The 20,664-nt window shown below is 70.7% G+C and carries 19 protein-coding genes, 5 tRNA genes and 1 pseudogene; 19 read left to right on the top strand and 6 right to left on the bottom strand.

Annotation, left to right across the window (positions count from 1 at the left end; all coding sequences use genetic code 11):
• Window positions 1–6: 6 nt before the first annotated feature.
• Window positions 7–3,615 carry a sensor histidine kinase gene (locus OG386_RS14930; RefSeq protein WP_328788575.1) on the bottom strand — a complete coding sequence of 1,203 codons (3,609 nt, stop codon included), beginning with the start codon at window positions 3,613–3,615 and terminating at the stop codon, window positions 7–9.
• Window positions 3,616–4,194: 579 nt separating this feature from the next.
• On the opposite strand from OG386_RS14930, the gene OG386_RS14925 reads away from it, so the two are divergent.
• The 10 genes from OG386_RS14925 (at window position 4,195) to OG386_RS14880 (ending at window position 8,851) form a co-directional block, all read left to right on the top strand.
• Entirely contained in the window at window positions 4,195–4,383 is a 189-nt protein-coding gene (locus tag OG386_RS14925) for a hypothetical protein (protein WP_030009260.1), read from the top strand.
• Window positions 4,384–4,480: 97 nt separating this feature from the next.
• Window positions 4,481–5,287: a fumarylacetoacetate hydrolase family protein gene (locus OG386_RS14920; RefSeq protein WP_189745462.1), complete on the top strand. Its 807-nt coding sequence runs from the start codon at window positions 4,481–4,483 to the stop codon at window positions 5,285–5,287.
• The gene (gene gltX / locus OG386_RS14915) at window positions 5,280–6,755 is read left to right on the top strand and encodes a glutamate--tRNA ligase (RefSeq protein WP_328788573.1); all 1,476 of its coding nucleotides are present in this window, start codon (window positions 5,280–5,282) and stop codon (window positions 6,753–6,755) included. The genes OG386_RS14920 and gltX overlap by 8 nt, the downstream gene beginning before the upstream one ends.
• A gap of 95 nt (window positions 6,756–6,850) precedes the next feature.
• The gene (locus OG386_RS14910) at window positions 6,851–7,528 is read left to right on the top strand and encodes a DUF4241 domain-containing protein (RefSeq protein ID WP_328788571.1); all 678 of its coding nucleotides are present in this window, start codon (window positions 6,851–6,853) and stop codon (window positions 7,526–7,528) included.
• A 10-nt stretch (window positions 7,529–7,538) separates the two neighbouring features.
• A complete protein-coding gene (locus OG386_RS14905; protein WP_328788570.1) occupies window positions 7,539–8,267 on the top strand; it encodes an HAD family hydrolase in 729 nt (242 codons plus the stop codon).
• An 86-nt stretch (window positions 8,268–8,353) separates the two neighbouring features.
• Window positions 8,354–8,425, top strand: a tRNA-Gln gene (locus tag OG386_RS14900).
• 27 nt (window positions 8,426–8,452) lie between these two features.
• Window positions 8,453–8,525 (top strand) — tRNA-Glu (locus OG386_RS14895).
• Between the two features lie 61 nt (window positions 8,526–8,586).
• Window positions 8,587–8,659, top strand: a tRNA-Glu gene (locus OG386_RS14890).
• 24 nt (window positions 8,660–8,683) lie between these two features.
• Window positions 8,684–8,755 (top strand) — tRNA-Gln (locus OG386_RS14885).
• Window positions 8,756–8,778: 23 nt separating this feature from the next.
• A tRNA-Glu gene (locus OG386_RS14880) sits at window positions 8,779–8,851 on the top strand.
• Between the two features lie 167 nt (window positions 8,852–9,018).
• Here OG386_RS14880 and ndgR read toward each other — a convergent pair.
• On the bottom strand, window positions 9,019–9,735 hold the full coding sequence (gene ndgR / locus OG386_RS14875) for an IclR family transcriptional regulator NdgR (protein WP_007266782.1): 717 nt from the start codon (window positions 9,733–9,735) through the stop codon (window positions 9,019–9,021).
• 184 nt (window positions 9,736–9,919) lie between these two features.
• Between ndgR and leuC the strand changes: the two genes are divergently transcribed.
• The 4 genes from leuC to OG386_RS14855 all read left to right on the top strand — a co-directional run bounded on the left by leuC (window position 9,920) and on the right by OG386_RS14855 (window position 13,131).
• Window positions 9,920–11,344 carry a 3-isopropylmalate dehydratase large subunit gene (gene leuC, locus OG386_RS14870; protein WP_328788569.1) on the top strand — a complete coding sequence of 475 codons (1,425 nt, stop codon included), beginning with the start codon at window positions 9,920–9,922 and terminating at the stop codon, window positions 11,342–11,344.
• 3 nt (window positions 11,345–11,347) lie between these two features.
• Window positions 11,348–11,941, top strand: a complete 594-nt coding sequence (leuD, locus tag OG386_RS14865) for a 3-isopropylmalate dehydratase small subunit (protein WP_327383065.1) — start codon at window positions 11,348–11,350, stop codon at window positions 11,939–11,941.
• Window positions 11,942–12,078: 137 nt separating this feature from the next.
• Window positions 12,079–12,306: a hypothetical protein gene (locus OG386_RS14860; protein ID WP_030009267.1), complete on the top strand. Its 228-nt coding sequence runs from the start codon at window positions 12,079–12,081 to the stop codon at window positions 12,304–12,306.
• Between the two features lie 144 nt (window positions 12,307–12,450).
• Window positions 12,451–13,131, top strand: a complete 681-nt coding sequence (locus OG386_RS14855; protein WP_030009268.1) for an HU family DNA-binding protein — start codon at window positions 12,451–12,453, stop codon at window positions 13,129–13,131.
• 312 nt (window positions 13,132–13,443) lie between these two features.
• Here the strand turns inward: OG386_RS14855 and cofC are convergent.
• Window positions 13,444–14,094 (bottom strand): annotated as a pseudogene (gene cofC / locus OG386_RS14850) (2-phospho-L-lactate guanylyltransferase); the annotation flags it as partial.
• Window positions 14,095–14,284: 190 nt separating this feature from the next.
• Here cofC and OG386_RS14845 point away from each other — a divergent pair.
• The 3 genes from OG386_RS14845 to OG386_RS14835 are packed head-to-tail and all read left to right on the top strand — an operon-like array spanning window position 14,285 to window position 17,241.
• Window positions 14,285–15,037: a lysophospholipid acyltransferase family protein gene (locus tag OG386_RS14845; RefSeq protein ID WP_328788568.1), complete on the top strand. Its 753-nt coding sequence runs from the start codon at window positions 14,285–14,287 to the stop codon at window positions 15,035–15,037.
• The gene (locus OG386_RS14840) at window positions 15,034–16,044 is read left to right on the top strand and encodes an NAD(P)H-dependent glycerol-3-phosphate dehydrogenase (RefSeq protein WP_328788567.1); all 1,011 of its coding nucleotides are present in this window, start codon (window positions 15,034–15,036) and stop codon (window positions 16,042–16,044) included. The genes OG386_RS14845 and OG386_RS14840 overlap by 4 nt, the downstream gene beginning before the upstream one ends.
• A 39-nt stretch (window positions 16,045–16,083) precedes the next feature.
• Window positions 16,084–17,241, top strand: a complete 1,158-nt coding sequence (locus OG386_RS14835) for a D-alanine--D-alanine ligase family protein (RefSeq protein WP_328788566.1) — start codon at window positions 16,084–16,086, stop codon at window positions 17,239–17,241.
• A 94-nt stretch (window positions 17,242–17,335) separates the two neighbouring features.
• Here the strand turns inward: OG386_RS14835 and OG386_RS14830 are convergent, their stop codons facing one another.
• Together OG386_RS14830 and OG386_RS14825 are read right to left on the bottom strand one after the other, a co-directional pair.
• Entirely contained in the window at window positions 17,336–17,848 is a 513-nt protein-coding gene (locus OG386_RS14830) for a DUF3515 family protein (protein ID WP_328788565.1), read from the bottom strand.
• A 23-nt stretch (window positions 17,849–17,871) separates the two neighbouring features.
• A complete protein-coding gene (locus tag OG386_RS14825) occupies window positions 17,872–18,105 on the bottom strand; it encodes an Lrp/AsnC family transcriptional regulator (RefSeq protein WP_030011290.1) in 234 nt (77 codons plus the stop codon).
• Window positions 18,106–18,350: 245 nt separating this feature from the next.
• Between OG386_RS14825 and OG386_RS14820 the strand changes: the two genes are divergently transcribed.
• Complete coding sequence (locus OG386_RS14820) at window positions 18,351–19,334, top strand: thiamine-phosphate kinase (RefSeq protein ID WP_266605349.1); 984 nt, start codon at window positions 18,351–18,353, stop codon at window positions 19,332–19,334.
• Window positions 19,331–20,131: a bifunctional hydroxymethylpyrimidine kinase/phosphomethylpyrimidine kinase gene (gene thiD, locus OG386_RS14815; RefSeq protein ID WP_328788564.1), complete on the top strand. Its 801-nt coding sequence runs from the start codon at window positions 19,331–19,333 to the stop codon at window positions 20,129–20,131. Before OG386_RS14820 ends, thiD begins: the two co-directional genes overlap by 4 nt.
• A 133-nt stretch (window positions 20,132–20,264) precedes the next feature.
• Here thiD and rpmB read toward each other — a convergent pair whose 3' ends face one another.
• A complete protein-coding gene (gene rpmB, locus OG386_RS14810) occupies window positions 20,265–20,450 on the bottom strand; it encodes a 50S ribosomal protein L28 (protein ID WP_007266795.1) in 186 nt (61 codons plus the stop codon).
• Window positions 20,451–20,664 lie beyond the last annotated feature (214 nt).

Below are 20,664 nucleotides of genomic sequence, written 5' to 3'. Positions count from 1 at the left end.
ACTCAACTAACGCTCCTGCTGGTAAGTGGGGTCGATGTGGTAACTGCCGGTCGCCGGTCCGTTGTTGCCGGCCTGACGGCCCTGCTGGATACCGCGTCGGAGGTTGGTCAGACGGCCACGGACGTCGTCCGGTGCACGCGAGACCTGCGGACCCGACTGCGCCTCGGCCTGCTGCTGCGCAGTGCCGGCCACGAGGTTCGCCCGCGGGACCCGGCGGGGCAGCCCCGAGGTCGTGATGCCGCCGGCGGCGGGCTGGCGCACGCGCTCGGCCTGCCGCATCAGCTCGTCGTTCGGCGAGGACTTCCAGCTGACGGTCGGCATGGCGCCGGTCGCCGTGCCGGCGGGCTCGGCCGCCTGCTCCTGGCCGCGCTGCGGCAGCGGTTGCTGCGGCGCCGGGGCCGCCGGAGCGGACTGCTGGCCCTGCTGGGGGATCGCCGTGCCCGGTCCCTGCGCGGGGGGCTGCTGCCCCTCCTCGCGGAACCAGTTCGACTCCAGGGTGTCGAAGATCGGGCTGCGGGCCTCGCCGGGGCTCTGGGCCGGGGGCAGCGCCTCCGGCCGGTGAGCCTGCGGCAGCCGCGGGGTCTCGGGCCGCGCGGGCGGTACGGGTGCGTACCCGTTGCCGGCCTGCGGGGCCTGTGCCTGGGGCTGCTGCGGGGCGTAGCCGCCGACACCGGGGCCGCCGGGACGCTGGGGCTGGTAGCCCGGGCGCTCGAACTGTCCGGTGGTGGACGGGTCCACGGTGCCCCGCACGTCCGGACGCTCGAACTGTCCGGTCGTGCTGGCGACGCCGTCCGCCTGGGGCATCGGGGCGTTGAAGTCCGGGCGGGCGAACTCGGCCGTCGAGCCGGGGCCCGAGAGCTCGTCGTGACCGCGCGCCTGGTCGCTGCCCCAGCTGGTGGTCTGCGGCCCGGGGAGCTCCGCACGAGGAGCGCCACCGCGCGGCGGCAGCTGCGGCCGGGGGCCGTTCTGGGCCGGCGCCGCGGGAGCGGCCGGCTGCTGGGGCTGCTGCTGCGACTGCTGCTGCGACTGCTGGGGTCGCTCGAAGGCGTTGCCCTGCGGGTATCCGGTCGGACCGGAAGCCGGACGGGCCTGCGGGCCACCACCGAATCCGGGGCTGGGGACCGGACCGCGGGCCGGCAGCGGCGCACCGGAACCGAAGGCACCCTGGCCCTGGCCCGCGGTGGTCGGACCCTGCTGCGGACGGCCACCGGGACCACCCTGCTGCGGGCGACCGCCCTGCGGACGCTGGCCCGCGCTGTCGCGGCCCGGCAGAGCGGCGCGCTGGCCGCCACCGGCGACCTGACCGCGCTGCGGACCCGAGCCGACGGACGGACGTGCGGCCGCGCCGCCCATGGCACCCTGCGCACCGGGAGCACCCGGAGCGCCACCGGGGCCGCCCTGGCCCGGCATCGGAGCCGGCTTCTTGCCGCCCTGGGCGACGTCCACCGGCAGCATGACGAGGGCCGTCGTACCGCCCGAGTCGGAGGGGCGCAGCTGGATGCGGATGCCGTGTCGCAGGGACAGGCGGCCGACCACGAACAGACCCATGCGTCGGGAGACGGAGACGTCCACGGTCGGCGGCGACGCGAGTCGCTCGTTGATCGCGGCGAGGTCCTCGGGGGAGAGGCCGATGCCGGTGTCGTGGATCTCGACGAGCACGCGGCCGTCGGGCAGTGCGTGACCGGTGACCTTGACCTTGGTCTGCGGGGAGGAGAACGAGGTGGCGTTCTCCAGCAGCTCGGCGAGGACGTGCACGAGGTCGTTGACCACGCGGCCGGCGACATCGGTGCCGGGCACCGAGGCCAGCTCGACGCGCTCGTACTGCTCCACCTCGGAGGCGGCGGCGCGGAGCACGTCGACCAGCGGGACGGGGCGGGTCCACCGGCGGCCCGGCTCCTCGCCCGCGAGGACGAGGAGGTTTTCGCCGTTACGGCGCATGCGGGTCGCGAGGTGGTCGAGCTTGAAGAGCGAGGAGAGCTGGTCCGGGTCGGCCTCGCGCGACTCCAGTTCGGAGATGAGCGAGAGCTGACGCTGGATGAGGCCCTGCGAGCGGCGCGAGAGGTTGGTGAACATCGCGTTGACGTTGCCTCGCAGGAGGGCCTGCTCGGCGGCGAGTCGGACGGCCTCGCGGTGCACGTCGTCGAATGCCGCGGCCACCTGGCCGATCTCGTCGCGGGTGTGCACGCCGACCGACTCCACGGACGTGTCCACGTCCTGCGGGTCGGACTCGGACAGCTGCTTGACGAGCTCGGGCAGCCGGTCCTGCGCGACGCGCGTCGCGGTGTCCTGCAGGCGGCGCAGCGAGCGGATCATCGAGCGGGCCATGACGAAGGCGCCGACGAGGGAGACACCGAGGACGAGGAGGATCAGGGCACCGTTGATGATGGCGTCCTGCTGGGCCTCGTTCTTCAGCTCACGGGCCTTCTGCTCCATCTCCTCGAGCAGGGTCAGCTCGATGACCTTCATGGCCTGGAGCTTGGTGCCGTCGGCGTCGTACCAGTCGAGCCAGGAGCGGTTCTTCTCCCGGAGGAACGCGTCCTGGCTGGCCAGGACGCGGCGGGAGTAGCCGTCGGCGGTGGAGATCTCGGAGTTGCTGTCACCCAGACCGGCGAGGAGCTCCTCGGTCCGGCCCTGGTAGACGAGTCCGAAGGTCGTCTTCGACTGCTGCTCGCCCTTCTGGGCGGAGAGGGCGTAGAGCCGGTCGTTCTCCTTCAGCTCACCCTGGCGCTCGTTGGTGTCGGGGAGCGAGGCGGCGATGATCGCGCGCTGGATGGAGGCGTACTCCTTGGCGGCGGAGAACGCGGCCAGGGCGCGGGTACGCTTGATCATCTCCGGGTTGGACGTGGCCTGCGCCATGTCCTGGGAGAGCGAGAGCAGCGAGACGATGACCGCGTTGTACTCACTGACGGTCTGCTGGGCGCCGTTGACGTACGCACGGGTGCGGATCGTATCGATGTTGGTGAGCTGGCGACCGATCTGCAGGACGTTGTTGCGGATCGACCTGAGCGTGTCGTCCTTCTCGCCCGTGCTGTCGACCTTGTCGGTCGCCGCGGCGAAGGCCTTGGCGGCGGTGTCGGTCTGCTGCCGGACCACGTCGACACTGCTGGTGGTCTTGCCCTTGGAGAGGGACAGCGGACCTGCGGAGAGGTCGCGCTCCTCCTGGAGCATGGCGGCCAGGTTGGTGGCCTGTCGCGTCATCGTCGTCAGCAGCTGCATGTGCTCCAGCTGCGCGATGTCGTTGAGCGAGTCGTTGATACGGAAACCACCGAGCGTGGTGGCGGCGACGACCGGCAGGGTCAGCAGCGACACGAGTCGCGTGCTGATGCGCCAGTTCTGCATGGCGAGGCGAGAGCCGGGCCCGTTGGGGGCCTTCGGTATCGCTTCGTCCTGCTCAGCCGGTCCGGCAGGCGCGAGGGGTCCGGCTTTCGCCTTGACCCTGGCCTTCACGGACTTCCCACGGCCCTTCGCCTTCACCGCGGCGGAGGTGTCGGGGCCTGCGCCTTCGACAGCCGGCCCGCGGTTCTGGGCGTGCTGGGGCGAGGAGCCACGGTCGGTCCCGCCGCGCGGCTCCTGCTCCGCCGCAGCGCTGCCATCCCTCTTGAATCGTCCCTGCACTAGCGTCGCAACCTCTGGACCAGGCGTCCCGCCGGGCGACCGGTGGGACGGTGTCGAGTCGTGGGGCACTTGCCGCCCCATGGTGGTCGTCGGTGACCGGCGCGTCTTCCTCTCCTTGCCACCGCGCTCGGCGCGGTGTCGCGCCACCTGCGCGCCGGCTCATTCCCGCGGCGGTCCCGCGAATTCCAGCACAGTGGCGGATCTCCAACAAGGTGCGAGTGTCGGCCCGGAGAGTCGGTTACGGCTTGTGACAGATGAGCTACTCGATGTGCGACTGCATTCGGTAGAAATCGGACTTACGCCATCCAAACAACAGGGCTGTCAAGGTGTCCCAGTCGAGATGATCAGGAGCGGAATGCAGCATTCAGTGGCGCAATGTCCGTTTCGGGGGCTGGAATTGACTGTCCAATATGCCAGTAATGTCGGGTCAAGGGTGAGCAAACTCACACAGCCGTGGCCATTACTTCCTGGTTCGCCGGGGGATTCAGATGTTTAGCCTTGCCCCTTAAAGGGTTGGCGCCAGGGTTGGTGCATGCAACAGCCGACACTCAAAGATCGAACCGAGGACCCCGAACTCAGATGAAGACGACGACGATGTTCCGCAACATAGCCAACCCCCGCCGCACGACCCTCGCGCACCTCAAGGACGCCGAGGACCTGCAGGCGGCACCGGCCACCCCGGAGCACGCCGTCGAGCTGCCGACGCAGACCGCGAACCCGCGCCGCACCGTCCTGATGAACGTGCCGGTCGCCGCCGCCGCGGAGTAGCCACCCCGTAAAGGAACGTGAAGCGCCGCTGCCCGCCGCGTTAGCCTGGGGTCCGCAGACTCCAGCCAGCGGAAATACAGAGGGGCAGACGCAACCGGTGCGCATCGCCAGGTTCTCGATCGACGGCAACGTCGCGTTCGGCGCGGTCGAGGGCGACGGCGCCCCCGGCGACGACTCCACGCTCGTGCTCGACATCATCAAGGGCATCCCCTTCGCGGACTTCGAGCTCTCGGGCACGAAGGTCCCGATGAGCAAGGTCCGGCTGCTGCCGCCCGTGCTCCCGAACAAGGTCGTGGCCATCGGCCGCAACTACGCGGAGCACGCGGCGGAGCTCGGCAACGCCATCTTTGACGATCAAGGCCGTCCCGACGCCCCGATCACCTTCTTCAAGCCCTCCACCTCGGTGGTCGGCCCGGGTGACCCGATCACCTACCCCTCCTTCTCCCAGGACCTCCACCACGAGGCGGAGCTCGCCGTGGTCATCGGCCGCATGTGCCGCGAGGTCCCGAAGGAGCGCGTCAAGGACGTCATCCTCGGCTACACCTGCGCCAACGACGTCACCGCGCGCGACGTCCAGCAGCGGGAGAAGCAGTGGGCCCGGGCGAAGGGCTTCGACAGCGCCTGCCCCCTCGGCCCCTGGATCGAGACCGACCTGGACCCGAGCGACCTGACCATCCAGTGCACGGTCAACGGCGAACAGCGCCAGCTCGGCCGTACCAGTGACATGGTCCGCTCCATCGAGGACCTGATCGTCCACATCTCCGAGGCCATGACGCTGCTGCCCGGCGACGTCATCCTCACGGGGACCCCGGCCGGAGTCGGCCCCCTCAACGTCGGCGACGAGGTCGCCGTCACCATCGAAGGCATCGGCACTCTCACCAACAAGGTGATCAAGCGTGGTTAACGGACCTGTCCGCGTACGTTTCTGTCCCTCCCCGACCGGCAACCCCCACGTGGGCCTGGTCCGGACCGCACTCTTCAACTGGGCGTTCGCCCGCCACCACGGCGGCACGTTCGTCTTCCGCATCGAGGACACCGACGCGGCCCGTGACTCCGAGGAGTCCTACGACCAGCTGCTCGCCTCGCTGCGCTGGCTCGGCTTCACCTGGGACGAGGGCCCCGAGGTCGGCGGCCCGCACGCCCCGTACCGCCAGTCCGAGCGCATGGACATCTACGCGGACGTCGCGAAGAAGCTGCTCGACGGCGGCTACGCGTACCACTGCTACTGCTCCACCGAAGAGCTCGACGCGCGCCGCGCGGCCGCCCGCGCCGCCGGCAAGCCCTCCGGCTACGACGGCCACTGCCGCGAGCTCACCCCCGTGCAGGTCGAGGCGTACCGGGGCGAGCACCGCCCGGCGATCGTCCGCTTCCGGATGCCCGACGAGCCGATCACCTTCACCGACCTCGTCCGCGGCGAGCTGACCTTCACCCCGGACAACGTGCCGGACTTCGGCATCGTCCGGGCCAACGGCGCCCCGCTGTACACGCTGGTCAACCCGGTCGACGACGCGCTGATGGAGATCACGCACGTCCTGCGCGGGGAGGACCTGCTGTCCTCGACCCCCCGCCAGATCGCCCTCTACGCCGCACTGATCGAGCTGGGCGTCGCCAAGAGCACCCCCGCCTTCGGCCACCTGCCGTACGTGATGGGCGAGGGCAACAAGAAGCTCTCCAAGCGCGACCCCGAGGCCTCGCTCAACCTGTACCGCGAGCGCGGCTTCCTCCCCGAGGGCCTGCTGAACTACCTCTCGCTCCTCGGCTGGTCCTTCTCCAAGGACCAGGACGTCTTCTCGATCGAGGAGATGGTGTCGAAGTTCGACATCGACGGCGTGAACGCCAACCCGGCCCGCTTCGACCTCAAGAAGGCCGAGTCGATCAACGGCGACCACATCCGCCTGCTCGACCCGAAGGTCTTCGCGGACCGCTGCGCCCCGTGGCTGCAGGCCCCGCACGCCAACTGGGCCCCCGAGGACTTCGACGCCGAGGCCTGGGAGCGCATCGCGCCGTACGCCCAGACGCGCGTGGGCGTCCTGTCGGAGATCACCGCCAACGTCGACTTCCTGTTCCTCAAGGAGCCGGTCGAGGACCAGGCCTCCTGGGACAAGGCGATGAAGGGCGAGCCGGCCGCGCTGCTCACCACCGCGCGCGCGGGCCTGGAGTCGGCGGACTGGACCGACCCCGAGTCCCTCAAGCAGGCCGTCCTGACCGCCGGCGAGGCCCACGGCCTCAAGCTCGGCAAGGCCCAGGCCCCGGTCCGCGTGGCCGTGACCGGCCGCACGGTCGGCCTGCCGCTCTTCGAGTCGCTGGAGATCCTCGGCAAGGAGCGCTCGCTGGCCCGCATCGACGCGGCCCTGGCCAAGCTCTCCGCCTGACCCGCAGCAGCACCCGTCCGTCCCGCAGGGGGCGGCGGCCGGACCCCCGGCCGCCGCCCCCTGCGGCGTCCCGCACGCGTTCCGGAAGGCTCCACATGCCCCTCGCCGCTCCCGACTTCGCCCGGCACTTTACGCCGGGCCACGCCTTCCGCGACGAGGAGGGAGACCTCGGGACCCTCTCGGTGGCGGACGGGGGCGAGCTGTGGCTGCCGACCGGCCGGCTGGTGGCCTGCGATCCCATGGCTTATCTGGGGCTGGACAGCACGCCGGCGTTCCACGTCGAGGTGGCGCCGGGCCACTACCGGCTGGAAGCGGCGCTCGTCACCTGGGCCCCGGCCGACGAGCCGCCGCCGCAGGGGTCCCCCCGCCCGGACCTCGCCGCCCTGCGGCTGGTGGTCAACGAGGCGCCGACGGCCGCCTGGGAGCTCGCGCTCAGCGGCGAGCAGCGCCTGGAGGACCTGGGGCCGGGCGAGCTCTACGGCTACGGCGTGGACGCCGGCGTGGGGGCCTTCCACGACGCGTCCGCCGGGCGGGACTTCGCCGACCGCGAAGCCACCCGGGAGCTGCTGCGCGCCCCGTTCCTCGCGGACGGGTACCGACACCCCGGCCCCTACGTGCTCAGCGGCCCCGGGGGACATCAAGTGGCGGTCTTCCAGTCCGGCTGGGGCGACGGGGCGTACCCCACCTGGGTGGGGCGGGACGCGGCCGGCCGGGTCACCTGTTTCGTGACGGACTTCTTCGTCGTGCCCCCGCAGGAGGGCGCTTCGGCATAGGCTCGGGCACATGCCGATCCGCGCCGTGCTGTGGGACATCGACGACACCCTCTTCGACTACACGGGGGCCGACGCCGCCGGGCTGGCGCGACAGGTGGAAGTCACGGGTCTGGCGGGCCGGTACGGGACCCCCGCGCAGGCGCTCGCGCTGTGGCGGGAGATCACCGACCGGCACTGGGCGCGCTTCGCGGCCGGCGAGGGCACCTTCCAGGGGCAGCGGCAGGAGCGGGTACGGGAGTTCCTGGAGGAGCCCGGGATGACCGCGGACGAGGCCGACGTCTGGTTCGACCAGTACGTGGAGCACTACAAGGCCGCCTGGGCCGTCTTCCCCGACGTGGTGCCCGCCCTCGACGCCCTCGCGGCCGACTACCGCCACGGGGTGCTCTCCAACTCCTCCACCGCCAACCAGGACCCGAAGCTGCGCGACCTCGGACTGCGCGACCGCTTCGAGGTGCTGGTCTGCGCCGTCGAACTCGGGGTCAGCAAGCCCGAGGCGGGGGCTTTCCTGGCCGCGTGCGAGGCGCTCGGGCTGCCGCCCGGCGAGGTGGCGTACGTGGGGGACCAGCCGGAGATCGACGCACGCGGAGCGCGTGACGCCGGATTGACGGCCGTCTGGATCGACCGCTACGGCGGTCGGGGCCCCGGGCCCGAGGGCGCGCACCGCATCGAGGGCCTTGACCAGCTCCCTCAGCTGTTGGCGCGGGATACCCGTTTTGGAGCACGGTCAGGCATCCGGTAATGTTCTTTCTGCGCCGCCGGAGCGGGCCGAAAGGCCGGACGGAGGCGCCACCCGAAGAAAAGCCCCGGTAAGGGGTTGACTTTTGGTGGGGTATAGTGTAATTGGCAACACGAGGGTTTCTGGTTCCCTTATTCTAGGTTCGAGTCCTGGTACCCCAGCGCAGTGCAGCAGTAACGCAGTGCTTTGCCCCCGTTGTGTAGCGGCCTAGCACGCCGCCCTCTCAAGGCGGTAGCGCCGGTTCGAATCCGGTCGGGGGTACAGATCCTTCCCGCGAGATCTCCAGGGTCGCACCCGGACGTCTTGATGCAGGATCGCTAGGGCCCCCGTTGTGTAGCGGCCTAGCACGCCGCCCTCTCAAGGCGGTAGCGCCGGTTCGAATCCGGTCGGGGGTACTGTTGGTCTGGTCTAGACCACTTTGGGCTATAGTGTAATTGGCAACACGAGGGTTTCTGGTTCCCTTATTCTAGGTTCGAGTCCTGGTAGCCCAGCGCAGTAAAAGCAGCACCAGCTAGCCCCCGTTGTGTAGCGGCCTAGCACGCCGCCCTCTCAAGGCGGTAGCGCCGGTTCGAATCCGGTCGGGGGTACGCATCGAAGAGGCCCTCCGCGTTCATCGCGGAGGGCCTCTTTCGCGTTGCGCCGGCGGGCATGTAAGTGCGGGTCCGGAGGCGCGTGTTTGGACGTGTGCGGCGTCGTACGCGCCCCCGGACCCGGAGGGCGGGCGGGGGAGTGGCCCTGTGGGCCGGGGAGGGGCTCAGCCGGAGCGGCGCAGGGCCTCCGTGAGCCGGGCGGCCGCGTCGATGACGGCCTGGGCGTGCATCCGGCCCGGGTGACGGGTCAGCCGCTCGATCGGTCCGGAGACCGATACGGAGGCCACCACGCGGTTCGACGGCCCGCGCACCGGCGCCGAGACGGAGGCCACGCCGGGCTCCCGTTCGCCGATCGACTGCGCCCAGCCGCGACGCCGTACGCCCGAGAGCGCCGTCGCCGTGAAGCGCGCGCCCTGAAGGCCGCGGTGGAGCCGCTCGGGCTCCTCCCAAGCCATCAGGATCTGCGCGGCCGAACCGGCCTTCATCGGAAGCGTCGAGCCCACCGGGACGGTGTCCCGAAGACCCGACAGCCGCTCAGCGGCCGCCACGCAGATGCGCATGTCTCCCTGACGGCGGTAGAGCTGCGCGCTCTCTCCCGTCACGTCACGGAGGTGGGTGAGTACCGGTCCCGCCGTGGCCAGCAGGCGGTCCTCGCCGGCCGCGGCGGCGAGCTCCGCCAGCCGCGGTCCGAGGATGAACCGGCCCTGCATGTCCCTCGCCACCATCCGGTGGTGTTCCAGTGCCACGGCAAGGCGATGTGCCGTGGGTCGTGCGAGCCCTGTCGCCGCGACCAGCCCGGCGAGGGTGGCCGGACCGGACTCCAGTGCGCTCAATACCAGAGCTGCCTTGTCGAGAACGCCGACGCCGCTAGAGTTGTCCATGAAACGATATTCGCGTCTCACACTGTGAAACGCAAGTTCAATTTTTCCAAGAACCAGCGAGTCTGTATGTGCGGGTCCACGAACCACTGGGTCCGAGCCGTCGTCCGGGACGTGGGGTACGGACGGCACGGCGCACAAGATCTCTATGAAGCGCCGGCACAACCGGCCGGCCGGAGGGAAAGCGATGGGTAGGACACTCGCGGAGAAGGTCTGGGACGACCATGTCGTCCGGCGCGCCGAAGGCGAGCCCGACCTCCTCTTCATCGATCTGCACCTGCTGCACGAGGTGACCAGCCCGCAGGCCTTCGAAGGACTGCGCCAGGCCGGCCGCAAGGTCCGACGCCTCGACCTCACCATCGCGACCGAGGACCACAACACCCCCACCCTCGACATCGACAAGCCGATCGCCGACCCGGTCTCCCGCGCCCAGCTGGAGACGCTGCGGGCGAACTGCGCCGAGTTCGGCGTGCGCCTGCACTCGCTGGGTGACGTCGAGCAGGGCGTCGTCCACGTCGTGGGACCGCAGCTGGGCCTGACCCAGCCCGGCACCACCGTGGTCTGTGGCGACTCGCACACCTCCACGCACGGCGCCTTCGGTGCGCTGGCCTTCGGCATCGGCACGAGCCAGGTCGAGCACGTACTGGCCACCCAGACGCTGCCGCTGGCCCGCCCGAAGACGATGGCCATCACCGTCACCGGCGCGCTGGCCGAGGGCGTCACCGCGAAGGACCTGATCCTGGCGATCATCGCCAAGATCGGCACCGGCGGCGGCCAGGGCTACATCCTGGAGTACCGGGGCGAGGCCATCGAGGAGCTGTCGATGGAAGCCCGCATGACCATCTGCAACATGTCGATCGAGGCCGGCGCCCGCGCGGGCATGATCGCCCCTGATCAGGCCACCTTCGACTACCTGCAGGGCCGTGACCACGCCCCCACGGGCAAGGACTGGGACGCGGCGGTCGAGTACTGGAAGACCCTGCGCACGGACGACGACGCGGTCTTCGACGCGGAGGTCGTCATCGACGGCACCGCGCTGTCCCCCTTCGTCACCTGGGGCACCAACCCGGGCCAGGGCGCGCCGCTGTCGGCGCACGTCCCCGACCCGGCTTCGTACGAGGACGCTTCGGAGCGCCTGGCCGCCGAAAAGGCCCTGGAATACATGGGGTTGACTGCCGGACAGCCGCTGCGGGACATCAAGGTCGACACCGTCTTCGTAGGTTCCTGCACCAACGGCCGCATCGAGGACCTGCGCGCCGTCGCCGGCATCGTCGAGGGCCGCAAAGTCGCCGACGGCGTACGGATGCTGGTCGTCCCGGGCTCGGTCCGCGTCGCCCTGCAGGCCGTGGAAGAGGGTCTGGACAAGGTCTTCAAGGAGGCCGGCGCCGAGTGGCGGCACGCGGGCTGTTCGATGTGCCTGGGCATGAACCCCGACCAACTGGCGCCCGGTGAACGCTCCGCGTCCACCTCCAACCGCAACTTCGAGGGCCGGCAGGGCAAGGGCGGGCGCACCCACCTGGTCTCCCCGCAGGTGGCCGCCGCCACCGCGGTGCTGGGCCATCTGGCCTCGCCCGCCGACCTGTCCGCCGCCGACGCGACCGCCGGAGTCTGAACCATGGAAGCCTTCACCACCCACACCGGCCGGGCCGTCCCGCTGCGCCGCAGCAACGTCGACACCGACCAGATCATCCCGGCCCACTGGCTGAAGAAGATCACCCGCGACGGGTTCGAGGACGGGCTCTTCGAGGCCTGGCGCAAGGACCCCGAGTTCGTCACGAACCGCCCGGAGCGCGCCGGCGCGACCGTACTGGTCGCCGGCCCCGACTTCGGTACGGGTTCCTCGCGCGAGCACGCCGTCTGGGCCCTGCAGAACTTCGGCTTCAAGACGGTCATCTCCTCCCGCTTCGCCGACATCTTCCGCGGGAACTCCCTGAAGAACGGTCTGCTGACCGTCGTCCTCCCGCAGGAGACCGTCGAGCGGCTGTGGGAGCTGACGGAGGCCGACCCGACCGCCGAGATCACGGTCGACCTGGTCGACCGCCAGGTGCGAGCGGAAGGCGTCGTCGCGGAGTTCGAACTCGACGACAACGCCCGCTGGCGTCTGCTGGAGGGGCTGGACGACATCTCGCTCACCCTTCAGAACGAAGCGGACATCGCCACGTACGAAAGCGCCCGCCCCACCTTCAAGCCGCGCACGATTCAGGCCTGATTCCTGCCTGATCAGCGCTTATTCACCTTCGGGTGATCACGTCGACAACACCGTGCCCCCCGCCCTCCAGCGGGGGGCACAGCCGTTTGTTGAGGCCCCGTGAGGCGACAACTCGCCCCAGATGGCACAATCTGTGCATGGAACGCGACAGTCAACTCGAGCTCTACGAACTCGTCGCGGACCGGCTGAAAGAAGCACACACACGGGTGCGCTCACTGCAAGTCCCGGAGGGCGTAAGGATGGCGCTGTCCCGGAAGCTGTTGGTCGTCACGGCCGCGGCGAAGCATGATCTCGCCGATGCGGCAAGGCGCCTGGACAGGTTGATGAAGGACCTCGACGAGGGTCGATTCCCTGAAGGCGACTGATGCGAAGGAACTCCGTAACGGCCTACAGCGTTGCGGCACTAGGGTGATTAGCCCGTTTCGTGTTTGATTTGCGGTATATATCCGCCTAACGTGCGAAATAAGCTTGAACACATTCGTTCTGGCGAAGTCTCCGAAGGGGAAGACGTGAACAAGGCGCAGCTCGTAGAAGCGATTGCCGACAAGCTGGGCGGCCGCCAGCAGGCCGCGGACGCTGTCGACGCGGTACTGGACGCGATCGTCCGCGCTACCGTCGCGGGCGACCGGGTCTCGGTCACGGGCTTCGGCTCGTTCGAGAAGGTCGACCGTCCGGCCCGTTACGCCCGCAACCCGCAGACGGGTGAGCGCGTCCGGGTCAAGAAGACCTCTGTGCCCCGCTTCCGTGCCGGCCAGGGCTTCAAAGACCTGGTCAGCGGCACCAAGAAGCTCCCCAAGGGTGGCGAGGTGTCGGTGAAGAAGGCGCCCAAGGGCAGCCTCACGGGTGGTGCCTCCGCGACGGTCAAGAAGGCCGCGGCGAAGAAGGCCACCACCGCCAAGAAGGCCGCGGCAAAGACCACGGTCGCAAAGAAGGTCGTGGCCAAGAAGGCCACGGCGACCGCCAAGAAGGCTGCGGTGAAGAGCACCGCCACGGCGAAGAAGGCCACCGCGGCCGCCAAGAAGACCACCGCCGCGGCCAAGAAGACCACTGCCGCCGCGAAGAAGACCACCGCCGCGGCGAAGAAGACCGCGCCGGCGGCCAAGAAGGTCACCGCAGCGACGAAGGCGCCCGCCAAGAAGACGGCGACGCGCAAGGCCACCGCGAAGAAGACCACCGCCCGCAAGAAGTAGGGGCACGCGTCACACAGGCCGGGCCGGCTTTCCCCGTGTGGGGGAGCCGGCCCGCGGTGCGTCCGCCGCACCGGCGACCGGTCGGGGTCGCGGGCGGCCGTCCCTTCAGAACGTCTGCAGGGTCACGAGGGTGATCCGCAGGTCTGCGCCCGCGCCGTCCGTCTCGATCCGGACCCGCTGCCCGGGCCGCAGCAGCCGCAGGCCGCCCGCGTCGAACGCCGGGGCCTCGAAGGGCACCGGAGTGCCGTCGTCCAGCAGCACGCTGCCGCTGCGGGTCTGGGAGTCGTACGTGTACGCGGTCGCCTGCATACGGGCACTGTATCGGGCGGTGTGGCGCCCCACACCGAGGGTGAGCGCGGTGCGCAGATCGGCCGCGGTGTCCACGTCCCGGCGCACGCTGTCGACGTCCGCCAGGGCGATTTCCACCGCCCCCGAGGCCGAATGCCTGGCCCGTGACGGCCCCCCGAAGGAGGGGGTCAATTCCACGTCCGGCGCGGCAGAAAGCAGGGTCGTCCCGATTCCGGCCGCATCCGCCAGAAATGCCCGCGGAAATATCGAAGCGTTTTCGAGCACGCGTTGCAATTCCCGGGGTCGGAGCGCCGGCAGATCGGCGTTCAGCGCGGCCAACGCGGCCCCCGGCCGCCCCGACCGCACCGCCCGCGCCCCGTGGCCCAGGGCCGCGTTGAGCCCGGCCGCCGGGGCGTCCGGGACGATCCGCGCCCCGAGCCGCGCCAGTTCCGCACCGGCCGCGGCGTCGTCCGTGACGACCACCACATCCGAGACCGCCGTGCAGGCCAGGGCCCCCTCGACGGTGTCCTGGGCGAAGGCCAGGGCAAGGCCCGGACGAGAGGCGCCCACCGCCCGGGCGAGACGGCTCTTCGCCACCGCCAGGGGCTTCAGCGGGACCACCAGACTCCAGACGGCGTTCGTGACGGACCCCTTCCCTCCGGTGCGCTCCGGCACGTCCTTCGGCCACGGTCAGGTCATGGCCGGGTCATGTGTCGGCCCATTGTCGCCTCCGCCCGGGCAACCCGGGAGTCCGGCGGGGTGAGCGGGGCGTACGGTGTTCTCGACAGAGACCGGGCGTGGGGTGACACTTGTCCGGCCGACGAGGTGCCCAAGCCGCGCACCGGTCCTAGAGGAAGGTGTCCGAGTGTCCCGCCGCAGAATCGGCTTCTGGTACCGCCTGGCGGCGGTCATCGCAAAACCGCCGCTGGTAGTGCTCTTCAAGCGGGACTGGCGGGGAATGGAGCACATTCCGGCCGAGGGCGGTTTTATCACCGCCGTCAATCACAACTCGTATCTGGACCCGCTCTCGTACGCGCACTTCCAGTACAACAGCGGCCGGGTGCCCCGATTGCTCGCCAAAGCCGCCCTCTTCAAGGTCCCCGTCGTCGGGGCCATCCTGCGCGGCAGCGGACAGATCCCCGTCTACCGGGAGTCCACCAACGCCCTGGACGCATTCCGGGCCGCCGTGGACGCCATCGAGCGGGGCGAATGCGTGGCCTTCTACCCGGAGGGCACCCTCACCCGCGACCCCGACATGTGGCCCATGGCCGGCAAGACCGGCGCCGCCCGCGTGGCGCTGATCACCAGGGCGCCCGTCATTCCGGTGGCCCAGTGGGGCGCGAACCTCGCGATGCCGCCCTACGCCAAGGAGAACAAGGTCCGGCTCTTCCCGCGCAAGACCCTCCAGGTGCTCGCCGGACCGCCGGTGGACCTCTCCGCCTTCTACGACCGGGAACCCACCCCGGAGGTCCTCCGGGAGGTCACCGAGGTCATCATGGCGGCCATCACCGCGTTGCTGGAGGAGGTGCGCGGCGAGACCGCGCCCGAGCAGCCGTACGACCATCGCAACGCCAGGGCGGAACAGCGGCGCAAGGCCGCAGGGGAGGGCAAGAAGTGACACGTCCCGTGAAGGCGACCGTCTTCGGAACAGGCTCCTGGGGCACGGCCTTCGCCATCGTGCTCGCCGACGCCGGCTGCGAGGTGACGCTGTGGGGCCGCCGCCAGGAGGTGGTCGACTCCATCAACACCGGCCGGACCAACCCGGACTACTTCCCCGGCGTCGAACTCCCCGCGAACCTCGGGGCCACCACCGACCCGGCCGAGGCCGCGGCCGGCGCGGACTTCACCGTCCTCGCCGTCCCGTCCCAGACCCTGCGCGAGAACCTCGCCGCGTGGGCGCCCCTGCTGGCCCCCGACACCGTGCTCGTCTCGCTGATGAAGGGCATCGAACTCGGCACCGCCAAGCGGATGAGCGAGGTCATCGAGGAGGTGGCCAAGGTCCCCGCCGAGCGCATCGCCGTGGTCACCGGCCCCAACCTGGCCGCCGAGATCGCCGCGCGCCAGCCCGCCGCCTCCGTCGTCGCCTGCGTGGACGAGAGCGTGGCCCAGCGCCTCCAGGCCGCCTGCCACACCGCGTACTTCCGCCCGTACACGAGCACCGACGTCACGGGCTGCGAGCTCGGCGGCGCCGTCAAGAACGTCATCGGCCTCGCCGTCGGCATCGCGGACGGCATGGGCCTGGGCGACAACACCAAGGGCTCGCTCATCACCCGCGGACTCGCCGAAGCCACCCGCCTCGGCGTGGCGATGGGCGCCGACCCGCTCACCTTCTCCGGCCTCGCGGGCCTCGGCGACCTGGTCGCCACCTGTTCCTCGCCGCTCTCCCGGAACCACACCTTCGGCACCAACCTCGGCCGCGGGATGACCCTGGAGGAGACCATCGCGGTCACCAAGCAGACCGCCGAGGGCGTCAAGTCCTGCCAGTCGGTGGCGGATCTGGCCCGCCGCCACGGGGTGGACATGCCGATCACCGACACGGTGGTGGACATCGTCCACCACGGCAAGCCGACCCTGGTCGCGCTCAAGGACCTGATGGGTCGCAGCGCCAAACCGGAACGTCGCTAGCTCCTTTCCGGACGCTTGAGCGGGTACTCTCGTGGCGATATGAGCAGCGAGAACCTCCCCCAGACCCCTGAGCAGCAGGGCCGCAAGCCCCGCGTGGCCGTCGTGTTCGGCGGCCGCAGCTCGGAACACGCCATCTCGGTCGTCACGGCGGGCGCCGTACTGCGCTCCATCGACCGCTCCAAGTACGAGGTGCTGCCCATCGGCATCACCACGGACGGCCGATGGGCGCTGACCGCCGACGAGCCCGAGCGGATGGCCATCGCCGACCGCACGCTCCCGAGTGTCGAGGAGCTCGCGGACTCCGAGGACGGCGCCGTCGTGCTCTCGGTCGACCCCGCCAGCCGCCAGGTCGTCTACACCGAACCGGGCGCCGTCCCCAAGGCCCTGGGCGAGGTCGACGTCGTCTTCCCCGTGCTGCACGGCCCGTACGGCGAGGACGGCACCCTCCAGGGCCTCCTGGAGCTCTCCGGCATCCCGTACGTCGGCTCCGGCGTCCTCGCCTCGGCCGTCGGCCAGGACAAGGACTACATGAAGCGGGTGTTCACCTCCTTCGGGCTGAGCGTCGGCCCGTACGTGACCATCCGCCCCCGTGAGTGGGAGGCCGACCGGGACGCCGCCACGGGCAAGATCCTGGACTTCGCCGCCGAGCACGGCTGGCCGCTGTTCATCAAGCCCGCCCGGGCCGGCTCCTCCATCGGCATCACCAAGGTCGACGACGCCTCCGGCCTGGACGCCGCGGTCAAGGAGGCCCGGCGCCACGACCCGAAGATCATCGTGGAGGCGCTGCTGCGCGGCCGCGAGATCGAGTGCGGGGTCCTGGAGTTCGAGGACGGGCCGCGCGCGAGCGTCCCCGCCGAGATCCCGCCGGTGTCCAGCCACGACTTCTACGACTTCGAGGCGAAGTACATCGACTCCGCCACCGGGATCGTGCCCGCCCCGCTCACCCCGGAGCAGACCGCCGAGGTGCAGCGGCTCGCGATCGAGGCCTTCGAGGCCGCGTCCTGCGAGGGCCTGGTGCGCGCCGACTTCTTCCTCACCGAAGACGGCGAGTTCGTCATCAACGAGATCAACACGATGCCGGGCTTCACGCCGATCTCCATGTACCCGCTGATGTGGCAGAAGACGGGCATCGAGTACCCGGAGCTGGTGGACCGCCTGATCCAGGCGGCCCTGCGCCGCTCCACCGGCCTGCGCTGACAGTCGTCCGAAAAGCCGACCGCCCGCCGACCGCCTTCGAAGGCGGTCGGCGGGCGGCGGTGTGCTCGGTACCCGGGTGGGCGGAGCGCGGTACTCAGTAGGAGGCGATGCCCTCGGGCACGGTCGCGGTGATCGCCGTGGACAGGCCGACCAGCATGCCCGCATCCGTGGAGTGCTCCTTGTCGACCTGGACCTCGGTGTAGGCCAGCCGCATCCCGGTGGTGAACCGGAACCCGCCGCCGGAACCGTCGTCGAGCTTCTCCAGCAGCCAGGCCACTCCGTTCACGTGGACGCCCTCCTGCTTCGGATCGAGCATCTTGCGGGGCTTGGGGATACCGCACCGCAGTACGATCGCCGAACCGCCCCACGCGGCGGTCAGATCGGACTCCGGTTCGGTTCTGGTCCGCGCCAGGCCGGCCACCGTCTCGGGGAGCTCCTTGTGCAGTGCCGCACAGAGTCCCGCGACGGCGGCGGGCGGTGTGGGCGGTGGGTCCACCCGGGCTTCGTCGGACCCGCCCGGGGAGCACGCCGCGGCGGCCAGGACGGCCATCGAGGCGGGCACGGCGGACAAGGCGCGGACACGCAGGGGCCGGCGGTGGAGGGACATCACCGGCCTAGAGTAGACGGGGGCTACAGATGGACCACCGGGCAGGTCAAGGTGCGGGTGATCCCCTCCACCTGCTGGACCTTGGCGACCACCATGCGGCCGAGGTCGTCCACGGTGTCGGCCTGGGCGCGCACGATCACGTCGTACGGGCCCGTCACGTCTTCGGCCTGGATCACCCCCGGGATCTGGCCGATGGACTCGGCGACGAACGACGCCTTGCCCACTTCGGTCTGGATAAGGATGTACGCCTGTACCACGGAACCTCCAGGGCGGCCACGAGGATCATTTCCCCTAACCTTCGGGTGGGCCCCACACGATTGAACGGGCCGGGGGAAGAAGGGACGCCACGGTACCGCGTCGCCGTGCGCCGCGGGGAGACCCGCGGGCCCGGCGCCACGCACGGCGGGGCGTACGGAGAGCAGAAGTTGACGTATCTGTTGACGGTACCCAGAGCTGAGACGGCTCGCGACCGCAAGCGGACTGGGCAAGAAGGGGCACAGCGATGAAGGGCACTGTCGGCGAGCTGGGGGAGTTCGGGCTGATCAGGGAGCTCACCTCACGGCTCACCACCACCCCGGCGGTCCGGCTCGGACCGGGCGACGACGCCGCGGTGGTGTCCGCCCCCGACCGGCGGGTCGTGGCGAGCACCGACATCCTGCTGGAGGGCCGGCACTTCCGGCGCGACTGGTCCACGGCCTACGACGTCGGCCGCAAGGCCGCCGCGCAGAACCTCGCCGACATCGCCGCCATGGGCGCGGTGCCGACCGCGCTGCTGCTCGGCCTCGTCGTCCCCGCCGAACTGCCGGTCACCTGGCCCACCGAGCTGATGGACGGAATCCGCGACGAGTGCCAGGTCGCCGGCGCGGCCGTGGTCGGCGGGGACGTCGTCCGCGGCGACGTCATCACCGTCGCCATCACCGCCCTCGGCGACCTGCGCAACCACGAGCCCGTCCTGCGCTCCGGGGCCCAGCCCGGCGACGTCGTCGCCGTCACCGGCTGGCTCGGCTGGTCCGCGGCCGGCTTCGCCGTGCTCTCGCGCGGCTTCCGCTCCCCGCGGGCCTTCGTCGAGGCGCACCGACGCCCCGAGCCGCCGTACCACGCGGGCCCCGCGGCCGCCGGACTCGGCGCCACCGCCATGACCGACGTCAGCGACGGCCTGATCGCCGACCTCGGGCACATCGCCGAAGCCAGCAAGGTACGGATCGACCTGCGCTCGGCCGCCGTCGACATCCCGACCCAGATGCACGACATCGGACAGGCCGTCGGCGTGGACCCGCTGCAGTGGGTGCTCACCGGAGGAGAGGACCACGCGATCGTGGCGACCTTCCCGCCCGACGTGAAGCTCCCCGCCCGCTGGAAGGTCATCGGCGAGGTGCTCAACCGCTCCGCGCTGCCCCAGGTGACCGTCGACGGCGCGCCCTGGACCAGCACCGGCGGCTGGGACCACTTCGGGGCCGACCCGGCCGCCCAGGACGGCGCGCTGTGAGCACCGCCCCGCCGCTGTGCCTGACCGTCGCCGGATCCGACTCCGGCGGCGGCGCGGGCATCCAGGCCGACCTCAAGACCATGCTGGCGCTCGGGGTGCACGGCATGAGCGTGGTGACCGCCGTGACGGCGCAGAACTCGCTCGGGGTACGCGGGGTATGGGAACTGCCCGCCGAGGCCGTCACGGCCCAGTACCGGGCCGTGACGGACGACATCGGGGTCCGGGCCGTGAAGACCGGGATGCTCTCCTCCGCCGTCCTGGTGGAAACGGTGGCCGCGCTGCTCGCGGACACCCGGGCCCCGGCCGTCGTGGACCCCGTCGGGGTCTCCAAGCACGGGGACGCGCTGCTCGCCGCCTCGGCGCTGGACGCCGTACGCAAGGAGCTGCTGCCGCGGGCCACGGTGGCCACCCCCAACCTGGACGAGGTGGCCCAGCTCACGGGTGTGGTGGTGGAGACCGAGGACGACATGCGGCGGGCCGCCGACGCGGTCCTCGGCCACGGGCCGCGGTGGGCGCTGATCAAGGGCGGACACCTCGCGGCGCACGGCCACGAGGCGGTGGACCTGCTCACCGACGGCACCGAGGAGCGGTGGCTGCGCGCCCCGCGTCACGACAACCGGCACACCCACGGCACCGGCTGCACCCTGGCCAGCGCGATCGCGGCGGGCCTGGCGAAGGGACTGACCGTCCCGGAGGCGGTCACGGCCGCCAAGGAGTACGTCACGGGCGCCATCGCCGCCGGCTTCGCGCTCGGCGGGGGCATCGGCCCGGTGGATCACGCCTGGCAGTGGCGCTGAACCCGCCGCGACGGCCAGGCCGGCCCACCGGCCGGGTGTCCGACCAGGCCCCCGGACAAGGCAAAAGGCCGGTTCACCAGAGGTGAACCGGCCTTTTTGGCAACCGGAAAGGGCTGCGCTACGACGGGAGGCGTCAGCGCGAGACCTTGCCGGCCTTGATGCACGAGGTGCAGGCGTTGAGGCGCTTCGGCGTCCCATTGACCACGGCACGGACGCGCTGGATGTTCGGGTTCCAGCGACGCGAGGTGCGGCGGTGCGAGTGGGAGATGTTGTTGCCGAAGCTCGGCCCCTTGGCGCAAACGTCGCAGTTGGCAGCCACAGGTCACTCCAAGACTTCAGATGCAATTACAGTGAAACCGGCGCACCGGATTCAGAGGTCTGAAGTGGTTTGCCGGGGGAATGGCCCGACTCTCGCCGGGCAACCGGAGCAGCATACAACGACTGCGTCCGTCCAAGAAAACTACCATGGCCGCCGCTGCTGCCGCCCCGCGGTCCCGAAGCACGGGCGGTCCTTCGTTACCCTGCGGTGAACC

Origin of the sequence: Streptomyces sp. NBC_00273, assembly GCF_036178145.1 — a bacterium.
Lineage (GTDB): Bacteria > Actinomycetota > Actinomycetes > Streptomycetales > Streptomycetaceae > Streptomyces.
The sequence above is the reverse complement of the archived record's forward strand: the minus strand, read 5'-3'. Positions and strand labels throughout refer to the sequence as shown.